This window comes from Cryobacterium sp. TMT4-10 (assembly GCF_004403275.1).
GTDB classification, from domain to species: Bacteria; Actinomycetota; Actinomycetes; order Actinomycetales; family Microbacteriaceae; genus Cryobacterium; species Cryobacterium shii.
Window position 1 is genome coordinate 78,866 of the sequence record NZ_SOGU01000056.1, and the last position, 15,024, is coordinate 93,889.

The 15,024-nt window shown below is 62.7% G+C and carries 11 protein-coding genes and 2 pseudogenes; 9 read left to right on the forward strand and 4 right to left on the reverse strand.

Annotation, left to right across the window (positions count from 1 at the left end; translation table 11 throughout):
- Positions 1-127: 127 nt before the first annotated feature.
- Together E3T42_RS08925 and E3T42_RS08930 are read right to left on the reverse strand one after the other, a co-directional pair.
- Positions 128-490, reverse strand: coding sequence for a DUF4190 domain-containing protein (locus tag E3T42_RS08925; protein ID WP_134402862.1), 363 nt, complete (start codon positions 488-490; stop codon positions 128-130).
- A gap of 1,156 nt (positions 491-1,646) precedes the next feature.
- A pseudogene (locus tag E3T42_RS08930) lies at positions 1,647-2,252 on the reverse strand (recombinase family protein).
- 536 nt (positions 2,253-2,788) lie between these two features.
- Between E3T42_RS08930 and E3T42_RS08935 the strand changes: the two are divergent.
- The 9 genes and pseudogenes from E3T42_RS08935 to E3T42_RS08970 all read left to right on the forward strand — a co-directional run bounded on the left by E3T42_RS08935 (position 2,789) and on the right by E3T42_RS08970 (position 9,863).
- On the forward strand, positions 2,789-3,427 hold the full coding sequence (locus E3T42_RS08935; protein ID WP_134402863.1) for a hypothetical protein: 639 nt from the start codon (positions 2,789-2,791) through the stop codon (positions 3,425-3,427).
- 45 nt (positions 3,428-3,472) lie between these two features.
- Complete coding sequence (locus E3T42_RS08940; protein WP_134402864.1) at positions 3,473-4,309, forward strand: hypothetical protein; 837 nt, start codon at positions 3,473-3,475, stop codon at positions 4,307-4,309.
- Positions 4,302-5,375 (forward strand): ImmA/IrrE family metallo-endopeptidase, encoded by a 1,074-nt coding sequence (locus E3T42_RS08945; protein WP_134402865.1) that lies wholly within the window; start codon positions 4,302-4,304, stop codon positions 5,373-5,375. The genes E3T42_RS08940 and E3T42_RS08945 overlap by 8 nt, the downstream gene beginning before the upstream one ends.
- Before the next feature lie 65 nt (positions 5,376-5,440).
- Entirely contained in the window at positions 5,441-6,103 is a 663-nt protein-coding gene (locus tag E3T42_RS08950) for a multiubiquitin domain-containing protein (protein ID WP_134402866.1), read from the forward strand.
- A complete protein-coding gene (locus E3T42_RS08955) occupies positions 6,078-7,262 on the forward strand; it encodes a ThiF family adenylyltransferase (RefSeq protein WP_134402867.1) in 1,185 nt (394 codons plus the stop codon). Before E3T42_RS08950 ends, E3T42_RS08955 begins: the two co-directional genes overlap by 26 nt.
- Positions 7,259-7,675: a DUF6527 family protein gene (locus E3T42_RS08960; RefSeq protein WP_174776685.1), complete on the forward strand. Its 417-nt coding sequence runs from the start codon at positions 7,259-7,261 to the stop codon at positions 7,673-7,675. Before E3T42_RS08955 ends, E3T42_RS08960 begins: the two co-directional genes overlap by 4 nt.
- Positions 7,676-8,098: 423 nt before the next feature.
- Positions 8,099-8,200: pseudogene (locus E3T42_RS17620) on the forward strand (DUF2510 domain-containing protein); the annotation flags it as partial.
- 225 nt (positions 8,201-8,425) lie between these two features.
- Positions 8,426-8,632, forward strand: coding sequence for a hypothetical protein (locus E3T42_RS17295; protein WP_134402731.1), 207 nt, complete (start codon positions 8,426-8,428; stop codon positions 8,630-8,632).
- Between the two features lie 289 nt (positions 8,633-8,921).
- On the forward strand, positions 8,922-9,863 hold the full coding sequence (locus E3T42_RS08970; protein WP_134402869.1) for a hypothetical protein: 942 nt from the start codon (positions 8,922-8,924) through the stop codon (positions 9,861-9,863).
- 128 nt (positions 9,864-9,991) lie between these two features.
- Here the strand turns inward: E3T42_RS08970 and dnaE are convergent, their stop codons facing one another.
- Together dnaE and E3T42_RS08980 are read right to left on the reverse strand one after the other, a co-directional pair.
- Complete coding sequence (gene dnaE / locus E3T42_RS08975; protein WP_134402870.1) at positions 9,992-13,306, reverse strand: DNA polymerase III subunit alpha; 3,315 nt, start codon at positions 13,304-13,306, stop codon at positions 9,992-9,994.
- Positions 13,307-13,601: 295 nt separating this feature from the next.
- On the reverse strand, positions 13,602-14,909 hold the full coding sequence (locus tag E3T42_RS08980) for an SNF2-related protein (RefSeq protein WP_134402871.1): 1,308 nt from the start codon (positions 14,907-14,909) through the stop codon (positions 13,602-13,604).
- Positions 14,910-15,024: the final 115 nt, after the last annotated feature.

Genomic DNA, 15,024 nt, shown 5'->3' on the forward strand with positions numbered 1-15,024 from the left:
CGCCAGCGACGACTCAGGTCGGAATGTCGAACTACCGTAAATACGTCGGCTTCTTCATTCCTTGACACTCGGTGCTGTCGCCCTGACACTGACGGGGGGTGGACGATGGCGGGACTGGCCCGGGTGACTATTGGCCTGAACTTGATGCCGCCGCTGCGGTGGCTATCCACAGGAAAGTCGTGATTACGGAGATGCCGAGCGTGACGTACCCCAGGATGAGTCCTGCGAGTGAGGCGCCGCGTCCGATGCCGCCGAGGCGGGTTGCGTTTCGCAATCCAACATGGCCGAAGATCACAGCGAGCACTGCGGGCAGGAAGGCCAAGAACATCATGACCAACCCGAGGATCGGGATGGGTATCCAGATCCCCGTCACGATGGCGACTATGCCGAGAACGAGTGAGGTGATGGCCATGCCGTTGGTGGGCGGCCTGACGACCTGCTGATAGATGATCTGCTGCTGCGGGTAGGGGGACATCTGCCGGTCACTCATTTCGTTTGTGGGGAAGTGCGCTCGGAAGCGTCCGTCGTCGTTGATAAGGACGGCTTCGTGTGATTGGCGCCTGCTGACCCGGCGTCGATGTGCTCCGGGTTGGCGCCTGTCACGGAGTTGTAAGGATGGCGCTTCCAGCGGTTTGCTTTGTTCATCGCGGGGTCAGTTGTTGGTTACGAGGCCAGTTGCGGAATCGAACGTTACGCCGGCACCGGAGGAGTCGTCGGTGATCGTGAGGCGGTAATTTTCACCACTAGTGCTCCGTGCGTATCCGCCCGTAGTGCCCACAGGGATTTGAAAGAGCGGTTGGCCCTCTGGTGTCGAGACCATGTTGTCCGCGTTGATGAGGAGTTCAGTCGGCCATGGTTGCCCAGGCGTCCTTAGATTCTTGAGGACAAACGAGATCGTGCCGGCTGCCATTTGCATCGCTGCACGGGTTTCTTCCGGAGACCGTGGAGTGGAGGCCAGCGGCGTCGTAGCAGGCGCGTCTGGAACTACTTGCGGTGTCGGTGCTACCGGGTTGACCTGGGGGAGAACATCAGGCGCGGTGGCCATGGGCTGGGTCAGAGCGGTCAGCGACGCCAGGCTCGGCATGGGGGGTACGGCGTTTGGTGCGTAGAAGAACGCCAGGCTCCAAATGGACAGCAGCGTCCCCGCGACACCGAGAGTTCCGCCGATTGCGGGCAGTAGCCGGCTCGTCGCTCGGCCTTCCCTTCGGAGCTGAGTTGCTCGAATGGCGAGTGAGATCGCTGTGATGCCGGCAGTCGTGAAAGCGAATCCGCGGAACCCCGTGCTGACGTCCGGATGCGCGAGAGGCAAGAGAGTAGCGAAAAGGCCTAAAGCGACCGCCAGCAAGCCAGTCAAATTGCTCGACCGGGCGCGCGGCTGGGTCGCAACGTACCTACTGCGAGGGCGTGTGATTGTGTTGGCCGCCGGTGCGTCCCAATATCCCGGCGGGTTCCAGTCTCTAGGACCATGCCCCATGTCGCCCCACGTCAATTCCCCCAAGCGCCCATCCATGCAGGCGCACTTCTTTTTACCATTCGGGAGACTGGTCCGACAGACCCCCGAACGAGCATGACCAAGTGCAGGCGGCTGGTGCATTCGTCGAGTATCCGTATTACTGTTGGCGCTCTTTGACGGTCTTTTGTGATCGCTATTTGGCGTCGACGCTTGTCAGGGTGTCGCCATCAGATTGATCTTGGAGTAGTCCCAGGGCGCGTGCTTGGCGGTAGAAGGTAGCTCGGGACATTCCGAGGTCGAGCGCGACCTGGGCCGTCGTCTCGTTGCGAATTTGGCTGTCGGTGATGATCCGCGGGCGACCGCCCAGATCCTTGCCGCCCGCGCGGCGCTGGGCAGATCGAACGCGACAACACGTTCTCGCTTGATTTCGTGTTCCGTCTGCCCGAGCGCCGCCATGATCGTGAACAGCATGGACCCCACCGGTGTCGCTGTGTCTACGTCGCCGACCCCAGGTTCAGCACGCGGAGGCCTGCACCGCGGCCGCGGAGCTCCTTGGCGAAGTCGAGCATGTTCTGCGTCGATCGACCCAGCCGGTCCAGAGTTGTGATGACGAGCGTGTCACCATCCTCGAGAGCGTCCAGCGCGCGATCGAAGTGGGCCGCGTTGCTCTCGCACCAGAGACCCCCTGGTCGATGTAGAGGTCGTTGCGCCGGACACCCGCGGGCAGGATGTCGTCCTGTTGCCGGTCGGTGGATTACTGGCGCGTCGATACGCGCGCGTTTCCGATCAGCTTCGTCACTCTGCTCCTGGGTGTTTCATAACTAACGGTGAGTACCGTCATCCAACCAGCAGGTTATGCGACGTAGTTATGCGAATCGCCGCGCCCCGAGATTCCGGTCAATTCCGACGATCTGCAGAGGTGAATAGCGAGCGTCGTGAGACGCCCTATATCCGTAGGGTTATGCGACAACTGCAAGAGTGATTGTCTGCTTCGCTTCGTGCGCGGAATCAGTCGGTCGTAGGCGCTAGGTTGAACGAAAGGTTGTTCTCTAGTCGAGGGTCGTGTTGATGTCAGCGTTCCAAGAGCTGACCGAGTCGGGCGTGGTTGGACCGGAAACGGTCGATCTACTGATTCGCCTCGTGGGCCAGACGGGCCGAACCAAATCGTTTCCCCCTCCACTTGGGCATGGAAGCTGGTCGGATCAGGCTGTTCTCGATTACGTCGGGAGCATCCTTTCTAGTGCGCGCGGGTCCGGCATGGCAGTCGGGTGCGTGGTGTCAGCGACGGACGACGGCTCATTAGAACGGTTATTGCTCACGTCTATCCGGCGGTTCATGATCGACGAAGCGAAGGCGACCCCGGTCGGAAAACTCCGGCTACGGTTGCGCGGTCTGCTCGGAAAGGACGAGCGTTTCGTGAGTGCGACCAAGCTGCTCGCCGGCGAAGAGGCATGGACGATTCCGACGAACGGTTCCACGGTGTGGAGCGAGGACATCGCAGAGTTGGATCGCGTGACGGCATCCGTGCAGGTGACGCCGATCCATCGCCTCAACCGCTCCGGCCCTACACCGAGTCCAGTGCGCGAGTCTCTTCTCACCATGAGTCATGAGGCCTTAATCCGGACTGCTGGCGCGATACGCGCTCAGCTCCTCGCCCGCTTCCTCTATCGCCGCTTCGATCTGGATGCCGCAGAACCAACGTCTCCTGGATCGGCGAGTAATCCGCGGCCGACGTTGTCCCTTGACCCGGCTGACGAGGTCTCGGTGCTCGCGCGGACGATCTACGATGACTTGTCTGATGTAGACATCCGTATCCTGAGTAACGCAGGAACTGCCGCAGACCGGTCAAAGTCAGACCCGGCCCGTGACTCGCTTTTCGAACGTCTCCGTATCTACGCCGGCAGCGACGTCGGGCGTGATGCAGTGAGCCTGGCCATCCGATGGTGTTCGTCCTCCGGCATGGTTGCAAGTTAGGTCGTCAGTTCAGATGAGATCACCAATTACCGAGAGGGCGTCGTCATGGTTGACCTACCTCCTCTGACCCGCGCCGACCTTGTTGAGCTGGGTCGGAGGATCAGAATCCCCCAACCGATCGAGGCAGTCGCGCCCGACTCGGGCCAAGTCTGGCGGGCCCTCTGGGATGAAACTGCTGCGCTTGTTGTAATCCTTGAGGTCAACGAGATCTTGATTCGTGTTGCTCCGTTCTTCTTCGACTTCGATGACCTGGTCTTCGAGGACGAGGACCATGTCGCCCTCGCGGGGCGGCCTGCCGTCGTTCTATGGCGCCACGCCCGGAAGATCGCACCGCTCACCCTGGATGTCATGCTCGGCTCTGTTCCTTTGGCGGGACGTCAGACAATGGGGCCGATCATCGATCAGGTTCTTGAATCGCAGATGACCGAACCTGTCGATTCGCTCGCGGCGTGGACCAGAAAGGGCGAAGGTGACGGCACCCTGAGCAAGCGTCTCCTGGAACTCCGTGTTTCTTCGCGGCAGATCGCGGATGCGCTCGGCACGCCGCTTGCCGTTGGCGCCAATATTCTCCGAAACGTGCGACCCGTTACCTCCGAGGAAGCGGAGGCCCTCGCGAGCACGGTGCCTCTGACCGCGAACGAGATCCTCTCTGCCAACCCGATCCTGCCGCAGCAGTGGCAGGAAGAGCTGCAGTCCGCCGCCTACCGCAGTCCGTTGCGCGACCTGGCGCGTAAGCGCCACAGGTCCGACTCGGAGACATGGCGATCCGTGGCCTATGGTGCCTACGCGCTTGCTGCGCGGCAAGGCAACAATCGTGAGACCGCGAGTGTGCGTGCGCGAATCCTGAGCTATTTGCAGTCCGAGCTGGAGCGTGATGCCTGACGTCAGCCGCTCCGCCCGGATCCGCGCGCGACTCGATGCTCCGGGCCATGTCCGCCGCATGATTGCGTCTTTGCAGGCTCGAGGCGACATCTCGTTGGAGGAAATCCGTCAAGACCCCATCCGCTGGCTGAGTGAGTGGAACGAGGTCGAGGTCTTCGACTTCGAGCCCTCAAGAACGGACTTGGATTCGCGATGCGACGTCGCCGGGCTGTACCGAGGTGAGGAAACACCGCCTCGGATCGGTATTGCGTTCTCTGAAACTCGGGAGCGGATGAACTTCACGGCTCTGCATGAGCTCGGGCACCACCTCCAAATGACCGACGAGGATCTCATCAACTCGCTCTTGGACCGTTCGGATGGAGGAACTGCGCTTGAGGAAGAGGCCTGCGACACATTCGCAGCAGCGATCCTGATCCCGGAGTCGACTGCGTCCAGAATGTTGGGCGCAGGGACGCCCTCTGCCGAGTCTGTCGTTCAGCTCTGGCGAACACTCGGGACGGTGTCTCGCTCCGCGGTCGCGATGCGAGCTCGTCGCCAGATTGACGGCGACGGTCATGTTGTTGTTCTCAATGCCGAAGGCGCGGTCACGTTTGCGACGTCGACGACCGCGATCCGCCCAGGAAGCCGAAGCGACCAAACGGCCACGCCGATCTGGTCAGCAATCCAGCGTGCTCACGCGAACGCGACAGTTACGGCGCGAGGACAGCTCGCGTATGGGACCGAGCTTGCAGGCGACACCTATTTCATGCAGGCCACGCCTGCCGGCACCAACTTCGTCATCGTCGCTGCGATCGAACGAGTGCCGTGGGCACTGTCCATCGCTCGACGCGAGAACGTTCCGTACGGTCGCTGGTACGTGTGCCCCCACCTCGCTTGCGTCGCGGAGTTTATGGCGGGACCGCAAGACCTTTGCTCCGTCTGTCATCAGCCGACCTGCACCGAGTGCGGTCGCTGTGCCTGTTCTATCGCGGCCCCATCCGAGTTTCTTTGCACCGAATGCTTCATGTTGAAAGGGTCCGCGGAGGCATCCTCGACCGCAGGCATCTGCTCCGACTGCGCCGCCTGACGAAGCCTCAGAGTTACATCGTCTGTTCCCTGTGAGGGCTCATCCTGGGCCCGGTCAGGAGACCAATGAACAACTCGGCCCGCCCGCTTTTCGCGACAATCAACATCGACAACATCCCCTTCCAGCTCGAGCACGGCGACGTCACCGGTCAGGAACTACGGGAACTCACCACTCCTGCAGCCACCGAACTGTGGCTCGACCTCCCGGACGGACAGGACGTCCCGGTCTTGCCGAATTCCACCATCACCGTCAGCGGTGACCTGCGCTTCTTCACGAACACACCCATCACCATCTACATCGATTCGGCGCCCTTCCGGGTCCCGGCCGGCGCTGTCACTGAGCAGAAGCTGCGCGAGCTCACTTCCCCGGCGATTCCGGAGGACCACCGCATCTGGAAGGACATCTACGACGACCTCGACGACCCCATCACCGAGGACGAGATCATCATCATCAAGAACGGCGACCGCTTCTTCACGAAGGCACCCGAACCGACCACCTTTGAGATCCGAGTCAACACCGCCAAGCACACCGTCTCTGGCCCGGTCGTGTCCTTCGAGACAATCGTCGCGCTCGCATTCCCTGCGCCACCCACCGGCTCTCAGCTCATCTTCACGGTCGGCTACACACGCGGCGCCGGCCCGCGCCCCACTGGAACGCTGCGCGCCGGCGAGACCGTCACGATCAAGAACGGAACCATCTTCAATGTCACAGCAACTGATAAGTCGTAGCGCCGACCTGCAAAAGCTGCGTGACCAGGGCTACGAGGTGTCCGTCATCGACGGACACCTCGTCCTCTCCCACGTTCCCTACGTCACCGCAGCTCGCCAGGTCACCTACGGCTCCCTCGTCTCCACGCTCACCCTCAGCGGCGATACCACCACCACTCCGGACACTCACGTCGTCTACTTCGTCGGCGAAACGCCGTGCAGCGCAAGCGGCGCCCAGCTCGACAACCTGATCAACTCGGTCGTCGATATCCAGCTAACGCTGAATCTCGCCGTGAACTTTATGTTTTCGCACAAGCCGGTCCCGTCCGGTATGTACCCGGACTACTTCGCGAAGATGAGCACGTACGCGACGATCCTGCTTCAAGAAGCCCAGGCTCTGGACCCGGACGCGATCGCCCAGACCTTCGCGCCCATAACCGACGAGGACGACACCAGCGTCTTCAACTACCTCGACACCGCATCCAGCCGTGCAGGGATCGCGACGGTCGCCAGCAAGCTCCAGATTGGCAAGGTCGCGATCATCGGACTCGGCGGTACCGGCGCCTACATCCTCGATCTCCTGGCCAAGACACCCATCGGTGAAATCGACCTCTTCGATGGAGATCGCTTCCTGCAGCACAATGCGTTCCGCGCCCCCGGCGCCCCCACCCTCGATGAACTCCGCTGCACGCCATACAAGGTCGACCACCTGGCTGGGCGGTACGCCGCAATGAGGAAGGGAATCATCCCGCACGCGGTCAACATCGACACCACCAATCTGAGCGAGCTCGACGGAACCGACTTTGCGTTCCTCGCGATCGACGACGGCCCGGCCAAGAAAATCATCATCGCGCACCTCGAGTCGGTCGGCATCGACTTCATCGACGTAGGCATGGGCATCTATGAGACCAACGGGTCGCTCGGCGGGCTAGTAAGAACGACCCTCAGCCGGAACGACCCGCAGAGCCGTGCCGATGCGCGCAGCCGAATATCGTTTGGCGACGACAGCACGAACGAGTACACGCAGAACATCCAGATCGCCGATCTCAATGCGCTAAACGCTGCCCTCGCCGTCATCAGGTTCAAGAAGCATCTCGGGTTCTTCCACGACCTGGACGTCACCGATACCTCCATCTACATGATCGACAGCAACGCCGTCGCAAACGAGGACGCGGCATGAAAACCCACTCGTTCGACTGTGAGTTCATCGACGAGTTCCCACCTGTGCTGGCGGAGAGGATGCTCTACGTTTCAACGCTTTACGCCAGCGCACTCCACCTCTGCGCATGCGGATGCGGGATCAAGGTGTTCACCCCACTATCACCAGACAACTGGTCCATCATCTTTGACGGCGTCTCCATCAGCCTGACACCATCCATTGGGAACTGGAGCTTTCCATGTCAGTCGCACTACTGGATCCGGCGCGGCGACGTCATCTGGTCGGATCGATGGTCGGACCAAAAGATCGAAGCCAACCGCGAAGCCGACCACGCACGGAGAGAACGGCACTCCACCGCTAAATACCAAACGGCACCCACCGTCTCGACGCCGCGCACGCGGTTCGCGCTCTGGTTCAGGAAGCTGCGAAGGTAGCGGCGAAGGCCTCAGACAATTCCGTATTATCTCAACTTCAGAACTCTTGTCTTAACTGTGGAGTTTCTCAAAGACGTTGAGGCATGTCTCGTAACCAAACCGTCTCGTAACCCATGGGATACGAGACGTTGTGGTTTTTTTGATTCTCGCGGCCTCAGCATGATGCCACCCGGCGATCACAGAAAGCGCCACAGAATTCCAAAGGCCACGCTCAAGTTCGGACACCTACCGGATGGCCTGCGCACTCCACGGATAGGTGGCCGTTGCCTCCCGAGTTTCTCTTTGCTCCCCGGGTTTGGAAGATCTCGCTGTTGAGAGGCGGAGTACGGTGCTGCCCCAAGCACGGGGGCTACTGGAGCGATTGCCCTATTCATAGTCTGAGAGTGGGGGGCAAATGATTGTGCCCGAAATCGAAAGGGCACCATGACTGTTCCTGAACCTGGCTGGTATGTCGATCCCACAGATTCGGCTCACCTGCAGTGGTGGGACGGCACGGTTTGGACTGAGCATAGGCGGGCTAACCCTCAAGGCGTCCCAGTAGCAGATGTTGACAACGCGATGTCAGCGAGTACTGAGGCGTATGTGCCGATGGCGAATCACTACGGTGGTGCGAGTACTTCGGCCCCTGAGGAGTACGTGCCGATGGCGAACCACTACCAACGTGCGACTACAGCGCTGGCCCCGAAGCTCACTCGTGGCGAAAAAGACCGAGAGGTCCGTAGAAATAACTCGTTCGCGTACACAGGCTGCGTGTTCGCCCTCCTGGGCTTTCTCATCAATCCCTTCGCGATTTTGAGCATTCTCGGAATCATTTTTTCCGCTATCGGACTGGCGAAGTCTCATGACTTGGACGGGCGACAGAAAGTGACCGGTCGCGGCACTGCAATAGCCGGTATCGTTCTTGGGCTGCTTGGCCTCGTGGCCTTCGGATGGTTGCTGGCTCAGGAGCTCGCCTAAACAGCCTCCCGTGGGCCCAAGATGCTTGCTCTTCTGTGTGCCCTCTGGCGAGTTGAACCTTGAGGGATCGCACTTGCGACTTGTATCGGTGCCCGGGCTATTCGGAGTCCACAGGTCGCGTCGGCTTCGCCTGCCGCGCAGCCGATGCCGAGTTCAACCACCTGTCGAACATTCAACGAGACGTCCAGGCATCCAAGACCGGCCTCTGGACCACCTGCCCCGGCTTCGGCGCATAGCTGACCACCCCAACACCAACCCCTCGACAACCAGAACAAAGTAGATAAAGGCCATGACTGACGAGATCAGTACCCTAAGTACGAAGGCACCCCCGGCCCGCAAGAAGCTTTTCGCCATGCTCGCCGCCGTGGTGATCATCGTGAGTGGCATCACGCTCACCTCCGTGGGCGTGGCCAACGCCAACGCCGAGGAGACTGCGCGCCTCTGCACGGTGGCCACGAAGGCCGGCGCCGACGCCACCAAGAGCGCGAAGGCATCCCTCGCTGTGGCCGACGCAGCGCTCGAGGCCGTCACGGTGCTCGAACTGCCGGAGGGTGCCGGAACCAGCACCGCCTACGCTGCCCGTCCGGGCGTCGAAGCCGTGAAGGCGGTCAAGGCTGTTGAGGCCAGTGATGGTGTCGAAGCTGTCGCCGGTGTTGACGCGGTCGAAGCTCGCGCCGACGGTGCCGGGCACATCGCCGAGGCGACCACGGCTCGTGCTGCACTCGTGAAGATCAAGATCCCCACCGCCACGTGCACCGACCGGGACCAGGCTGCTGCGATAACCAGCAAGGCAGCCGACACCAAGGCTGCGGCCGTGACGCTCGACGCGAGCGTCACGGCACTGCGCGGCGACTTCGCTGCATTCCAGACCGATGAGACTGCGCGCATTGCCGCTGAGATCGAAGCTGCGCGTGTCGCTGCGGAAGCCGAAGCTGCCCGTGTGGCAGCTGAAGCAGCCGAATCCGCCCGTGTCGCGGCCAACGCCGAGGCTGACCGTGTCGCAGCCAACGCCCGTCCGCGCGCCTCCAACGGAGGCAGTAGTTCCGGTGGCGGTTCTTCCAGCGGAGGCGGTTCTTACAGCGCTCCTGCACCGGCGCCTGCACCCAGCGGCGGCGGTGGTTCCAGTTCCGGTGGTGACGGAAGTCAGCCGGGCGGAGGAGGCATCGGCCTCGGCGGCAACGGTGGTGTTTGTTGGACCTCCAACGGCATGGGCGGAACAATGCCCTGCTAGTCCCGGCCAGCACAGCAATCACCTCGGTCTACCCAACGGTCGGGTGAGGACCGCGTCACACCACCGACCGGGTGGTGAGCCCAACCTGAAACCCCTGGGGAGCTTCGTTCGGCTGGCTGGCGTTAATCTCACGCTCTCCGTCTCCACATCTGGATGACGTTGTCCGCCGCCTTTGCGTCGACCACAACCCGCTCCCGTTCCTGCTCGGCGGCCTGGCGTGCCCGGACTTTCACGGCCACGTCCAGCAGATCCCACATTTGCTCGCCGGTCACAGATACCCCGCGGGCGCCGGTGCGCCTGGTTCGGCCGCGGATTAGGGCGTAGTGGGTGCGAAACACGGGCGCCCCGATCTGCGCCTGTGCGTCGTGGAAGAACACCACGTTGGATACCGGTCCGCTTCCGTCGTCGAGGGAGAGGAAGACGACGCGTTTGCCGCTTCGCATTGGGGGTGTGTGCGTGGCGCGGCGGACCCCGGCGACGAGGACTTCGGTGCCGCCGGGCAGGTTGACGAGCTCCGATGCGGGCGTGACTCCGAGTTCTTTGAAGAGGGGGTAGAACCGGGTCATTTGGTGGTGGCTGACGGCGAGGCTGAGGTCTCGGAGTTCCACGTCTGTTTGGGTGCGGCCGCGGAGGTCGAGGGTGGTGACTGACCGGTAGAAGTCGGGCAGGGGCAGTTCGATGTCGAAGGCGAGCTGGTCGGGGCCGACGGGGAGGGCTTTGCCGCCGAGGCCTTGGATGTGGGCGAGCAGGTCGCCGCGGCGGGTGCGGTCGTAGCTGATGAATGAGTCGAGGGCGCCGACCCGGGCCAGTGCTTCGAAGGTGCGCCGGCGGGGTCGCACCCGGTCGCGGAAGTCCTGCAATGAGGAGAACGGTTGGTGCTCGGCGATCCGTTGCCGCTCGATCGTGCTGGAGCCGGCGAGTTCGGGCAGGGCGAGGCGGATGGCGAGCTGCCCGTCGCCCAGCTGCTCGACCCGGTAGTCCAGTGCGGATTTTTGGACGTCGAGGCCGAGGACGGGGACGCCGAGGTTGCGGACTTCGGCGACGATGAGGTCTTTGGGCCACATGCCGGGGTCGTGGGTGAGGAGCCCGGCGAAGAACGTTGCCGGGTGGTGCGTTTTCAGCCAGGCGCTCTCGTAGGTGGTCCGGGCGAACGCTGCCCCGTGTGCCTTGGCGAACCCGAAGCTGCCGAACCCGGACAGCACCTTCCACGCCCGGTCCACGACAGGCGCCGGGAACCCGCGGGTGGCCGCCTGCTGCCGCACGTACGCTTCGATCTCGGCGAGGTCGCCGGATTTGCCGAGGTGTCGGCGGAACACATCGGCCTTGCCCATCCCGCAGCCGGTCAATTCGTCGAAGAGGCGCATGACCTGTTCGTGGAAGACGACGACGCCGTTGGTTTCGGCGAGGAAGGGTTTGAACCGTGGGTGCATGTGGTCGGGTGTGACTTCCCCGTGCCGAGCCTTCAAATACTGGAGGGGCATGTTCGCTTGCATGGGGCCGGGGCGGAACAGGCTGATCTCCACGGTCAGGTCGTTGAAGACTGCCGGTTGGAGCTTCCCGATCAGCTCCATCTGCCCGGGCGACTCCAATTGGAAGACGCCGAGGGTGCGGGTGGTGCGGAGCATTTCGTAGGTGGGTTCGTCGTCGAGGGGGACCCGGTCCAGGTCGATGGTCTCGCCGGTGAGGCGCCGGTGCTCCTCGATCGCGTACGCCATCGCTGACTGCATCCGGACGCCGAGGATGTCGAGCTTGATGAGACCCATCGGGTCCATGTCGTGTTTGTCGTACTGGGACATCGGCAGACCCATCCCCGAGCGTTGCACCGGTGTCCGGTCGAGGAGGGAGGTGTCGGAGAGAATGACGCCGCAGGGGTGCACGCTGATGTGGCGGGGGAGCCGGTCGAGCTTCGCGGTCAGGTCCACGAGCTGGTCCAGCTGCTGCGACTCGCGGACCTGCCGGGCGAGGTCGGCGAGCTCGGGTTTCTCCTCGAGGGCACGGCGGAAGTCGCGGGCGTTGAACCGCCACATCTGCTTCGCGATCGCCGCGACTTGGTCTTCCGGCATGCCGAGCGCGAGCCCGGCGTCGCGGACGGCGCCCCGCCCCCGGTATGCGTTGGTCATCGACATCAGCGACACCCGGTCTGAGCCGAAGACTTGGAACACTTCCCGGTAGATGTCGTGGCGCCGGGCGGATTCGACGTCGATGTCGATGTCAGGGAGGGTCTGGCGTTCAGGGGAGAGGAACCGTTCCCAGATGAGGCCGTTCTCGATGGGCTCGACGGATGAGGTGCGGAGTGCGTAGTTCAAGACCGAGCCGACACCGGAACCCCGGGCTTGCACCCGGACGCCCATGCCCCGGATCAGGTCGGCGACGCGGGCCACGGTCAAGAAATACGCGGCGAAGCCGAGACGTTCGACCGTCTCCATCTCATGCGCGAGTTCCAGGTGTGCGGCACGGGCGAGGGCGGTGCCGGCGTAGCGGTCGTCGATGCCGTGCCGGGCCCGCCGCCACAGCTCAGCCACCGGGTCACCGACCACCCCGATGATCGAGGCCTCCGGCATCCTCGGCGTGCCGAGTCCGATGTCCGCGGCCGAGTCCAGGGCGCACCGGTCCGCCAGGTCGCGGGTCGCCTGCAGGAGTTGGTCGAGGGCGTCGGGATTTCGGGCGCCGGCGTCGACGACCATGCGTGCGACTTGGCGCATGTGCTGCCCGTCTTTCAGCCAGGCTTGCCCGTTCGCCTGCGGCTCCTCGAGTTGGGCGAGTGGGGTGAGGAGGCGGGTCGCGTCGGCGAGGTCCGCGGTAGTCGCGTCGCCCGGTTCGCCGTAGCGGACGGCGTTGGAGAGGATGGCGGGGGTGCCGGTGTCCTCGGCGAGTCCCAGCATCCGGGTGGCCGCGGCCACGGAACCGCGTTGCCCGGTAGGTGCGAGGTGGCAGACGACTTCGAGGGTGACGGAGCCGATCGGCATGACGCGGAGCCACGCGCGCAACCCAGCGTCCGACTCAGCGCTGTCTCGGCGTTCTACCGCGAGCCCCACATCGGAAAGCGGCCCGAGGAGCACTGTGAGGGCACGGCCCTCCGCCCAGGTAGCGAGCCGGCGCCGGTCGATGCTCGGAACCCTTCCTGCCTCGTGGGCGGAGCTCACGGCCCGGCAAAGGGCGGCGTAACCGCGGCCGTCCGCGCCGTGCGCGAGCAGGGTCACCCGGCCGAGCGGCCGGTGTCCGTCATCGTGGACGGCCAGGTCCGCGCCGAGGCCCGGCTGGATCCCCGCAGCCGCACACGCCCGCACATGCTTCACAGCCCCGTACAGCCCGTCCCGGTCGGTGAGAGCGAGGAAGTCAGCGCCGGCGGCCGCAGCCTGGTCGACGAGGACTTCGGGCATGGTCACGCCGTAGTGCGGCGAGTACGCGGAGGCAACGTGGAGGTGCGGGAAGCTCTGTCGCATCCGTACCTCCAACCCCTGCTATCGAACATTTATTCGATATGGGAAGTGTAGGTCGGGGCTCTGACACTGACAAGGTCTTCCCACGACACGCAGTAGACATTGACGTTGCTGGTCTGCTGCGTCAGGGGTGAGGGGTCTCGTAGCTGATTGTCAGCGCACCCATCTCGCCCGGTGCTTGCGAGACATGGTGGTGGGGATAGCCCGCTCGGATTCCCGCGGCATAGACCAGCGCCAGGGAACCGATGAGATGACTCGTATCCGTTGGTTGCGAGCTCAGTCTCTTGGGAAGCTTGGCTTATTGAGTCATAACGCCGTCACCGAGTCTGTGCCGTGGGCCAGCTCGAAGGGTGGCGCTCATGAGGAGCGTCTCCATGATTTTCCGAGAGTAGATGCCCTCATCGTGGGTGTTCCGGGCGAGAATCTTCACGTGTTCGAAGTTACCTTGGCGACCGGGCCGAAAGAATCGGGCAAGCGCCTGGTTGTTCAAGATGTGGTTCTCGGACTCGGACAACCATACGATCTTGTTGCAGACGGTCTGAAAACCGTCGAGGCCGGTTGAAAACGCTGGGATTACGGCCACGAGGTACTGGATCTTTCGATCAAGGAATCCTTGTTTGATCTCGTCGCGCTGTTTGGAGGACACGTCGCCGGACCATTCGGCGGCGTTGTACCCAGCGGCTTGCAGCCTCGCGGCGGTTACTTTGGCGAAGCGTTTCGAGTCGGTGTAGATCGCAACCGGCTGGTCACCGTATAGGTGAAGAAGCTTGAACAACTCGACGAGCTTCGTCGACTGGGTGTCGAGACCGAAGAAAATGTCGCCGTTCGTATCCAACGACATCACACCGAGTGTCGCGGTGCGGAGGCGCGCTCGGAGGGTAATGGGCGTCTGAGCCACAAGAGGTGCTCGCCCTTGATGTGACTGTAACCACACCAGCATTTCCTCCTCGAGCGAGTCATAATCGGCGCGCTGCTGTGCAAGGAGGTCTACGTAGATGATCTTGGCGGGCGGTGGCTTCATGACGGCTTCCGAACGGATGTAGCAGGGAAGGCTAGCGACGAATGTTCCTGGGATGCGTTCACCGGTCAGGTTGTCTACGGTCCGTCCGTCTTCCGCCGCGTAGGACTCTGTTGAGCACCAATCGTTGGACCAGACCCAGAAAGACCGGGGGATCTCGTCCGGCCACAACCAACGCGTGATGGCCCACATCCCGACGAATTTGTTACCGTACGGCGTGCCGCTCATGCCAACTCGCCAGACGGACTCGATGGTCTTGAGAGTGCGGAGCCCAATGGCGTCACGATTCGAGAAGACGTGAACCTCGTCGACAATGATCGCGTCTAGAGGGCTCATGCTGCTGTAGGTCTTGAGGTGCCTGCGCTCGGTTTCCTGCACTGGAACAGCCCTCGGTCCAATCTCGACGCCGGGCCTAACTACTACGGCGCCGACCTTGTCGGTCTTCCAAACCTTCGTGCCGTTTGAGTTGACCACTCCGCTGTGCTGCCAGTCTTGTGCGGCCAGGTATTGGGATCCAGCAAAGTAGTGGCCTGGTGTGCCGGCCAAGAAGGCCTCGAAATGCTGGCGACCCTGCTTCGTGGCATCCATTCGTCGGAGATGGATTTGAGCTGCTGCGGGGATTTCGGACAGCGGAATTAGTGGATTCTTCTACGCTGCCAGGGCTGACTGTTGATAACCATAGTGGACTTCGTTAGGACGCCGG

Excerpts from the sequence above, each read along its gene's own strand:
- E3T42_RS08960 (WP_174776685.1), top strand. The coding sequence starts at position 7,259 with ATGAAAACCCACTCGTTCGACTGTGAGTTCATCGACGAGTTCCCACCT.
- E3T42_RS08950 (WP_134402866.1), top strand. The coding sequence starts at position 5,441 with ATGAACAACTCGGCCCGCCCGCTTTTCGCGACAATCAACATCGACAAC.
- E3T42_RS08925 (WP_134402862.1), bottom strand. The coding sequence starts at position 490 with ATGAGTGACCGGCAGATGTCCCCCTACCCGCAGCAGCAGATCATCTAT.
- E3T42_RS08940 (WP_134402864.1), top strand. The coding sequence starts at position 3,473 with ATGGTTGACCTACCTCCTCTGACCCGCGCCGACCTTGTTGAGCTGGGT.
- E3T42_RS08970 (WP_134402869.1), top strand. The coding sequence starts at position 8,922 with ATGACTGACGAGATCAGTACCCTAAGTACGAAGGCACCCCCGGCCCGC.
- dnaE (WP_134402870.1), bottom strand. The coding sequence starts at position 13,306 with ATGCGACAGAGCTTCCCGCACCTCCACGTTGCCTCCGCGTACTCGCCG.
- E3T42_RS08945 (WP_134402865.1), top strand. The coding sequence starts at position 4,302 with ATGCCTGACGTCAGCCGCTCCGCCCGGATCCGCGCGCGACTCGATGCT.
- E3T42_RS08980 (WP_134402871.1), bottom strand. The coding sequence starts at position 14,909 with ATGGATGCCACGAAGCAGGGTCGCCAGCATTTCGAGGCCTTCTTGGCC.
- E3T42_RS08955 (WP_134402867.1), top strand. The coding sequence starts at position 6,078 with ATGTCACAGCAACTGATAAGTCGTAGCGCCGACCTGCAAAAGCTGCGT.
- E3T42_RS08935 (WP_134402863.1), top strand. The coding sequence starts at position 2,789 with ATGATCGACGAAGCGAAGGCGACCCCGGTCGGAAAACTCCGGCTACGG.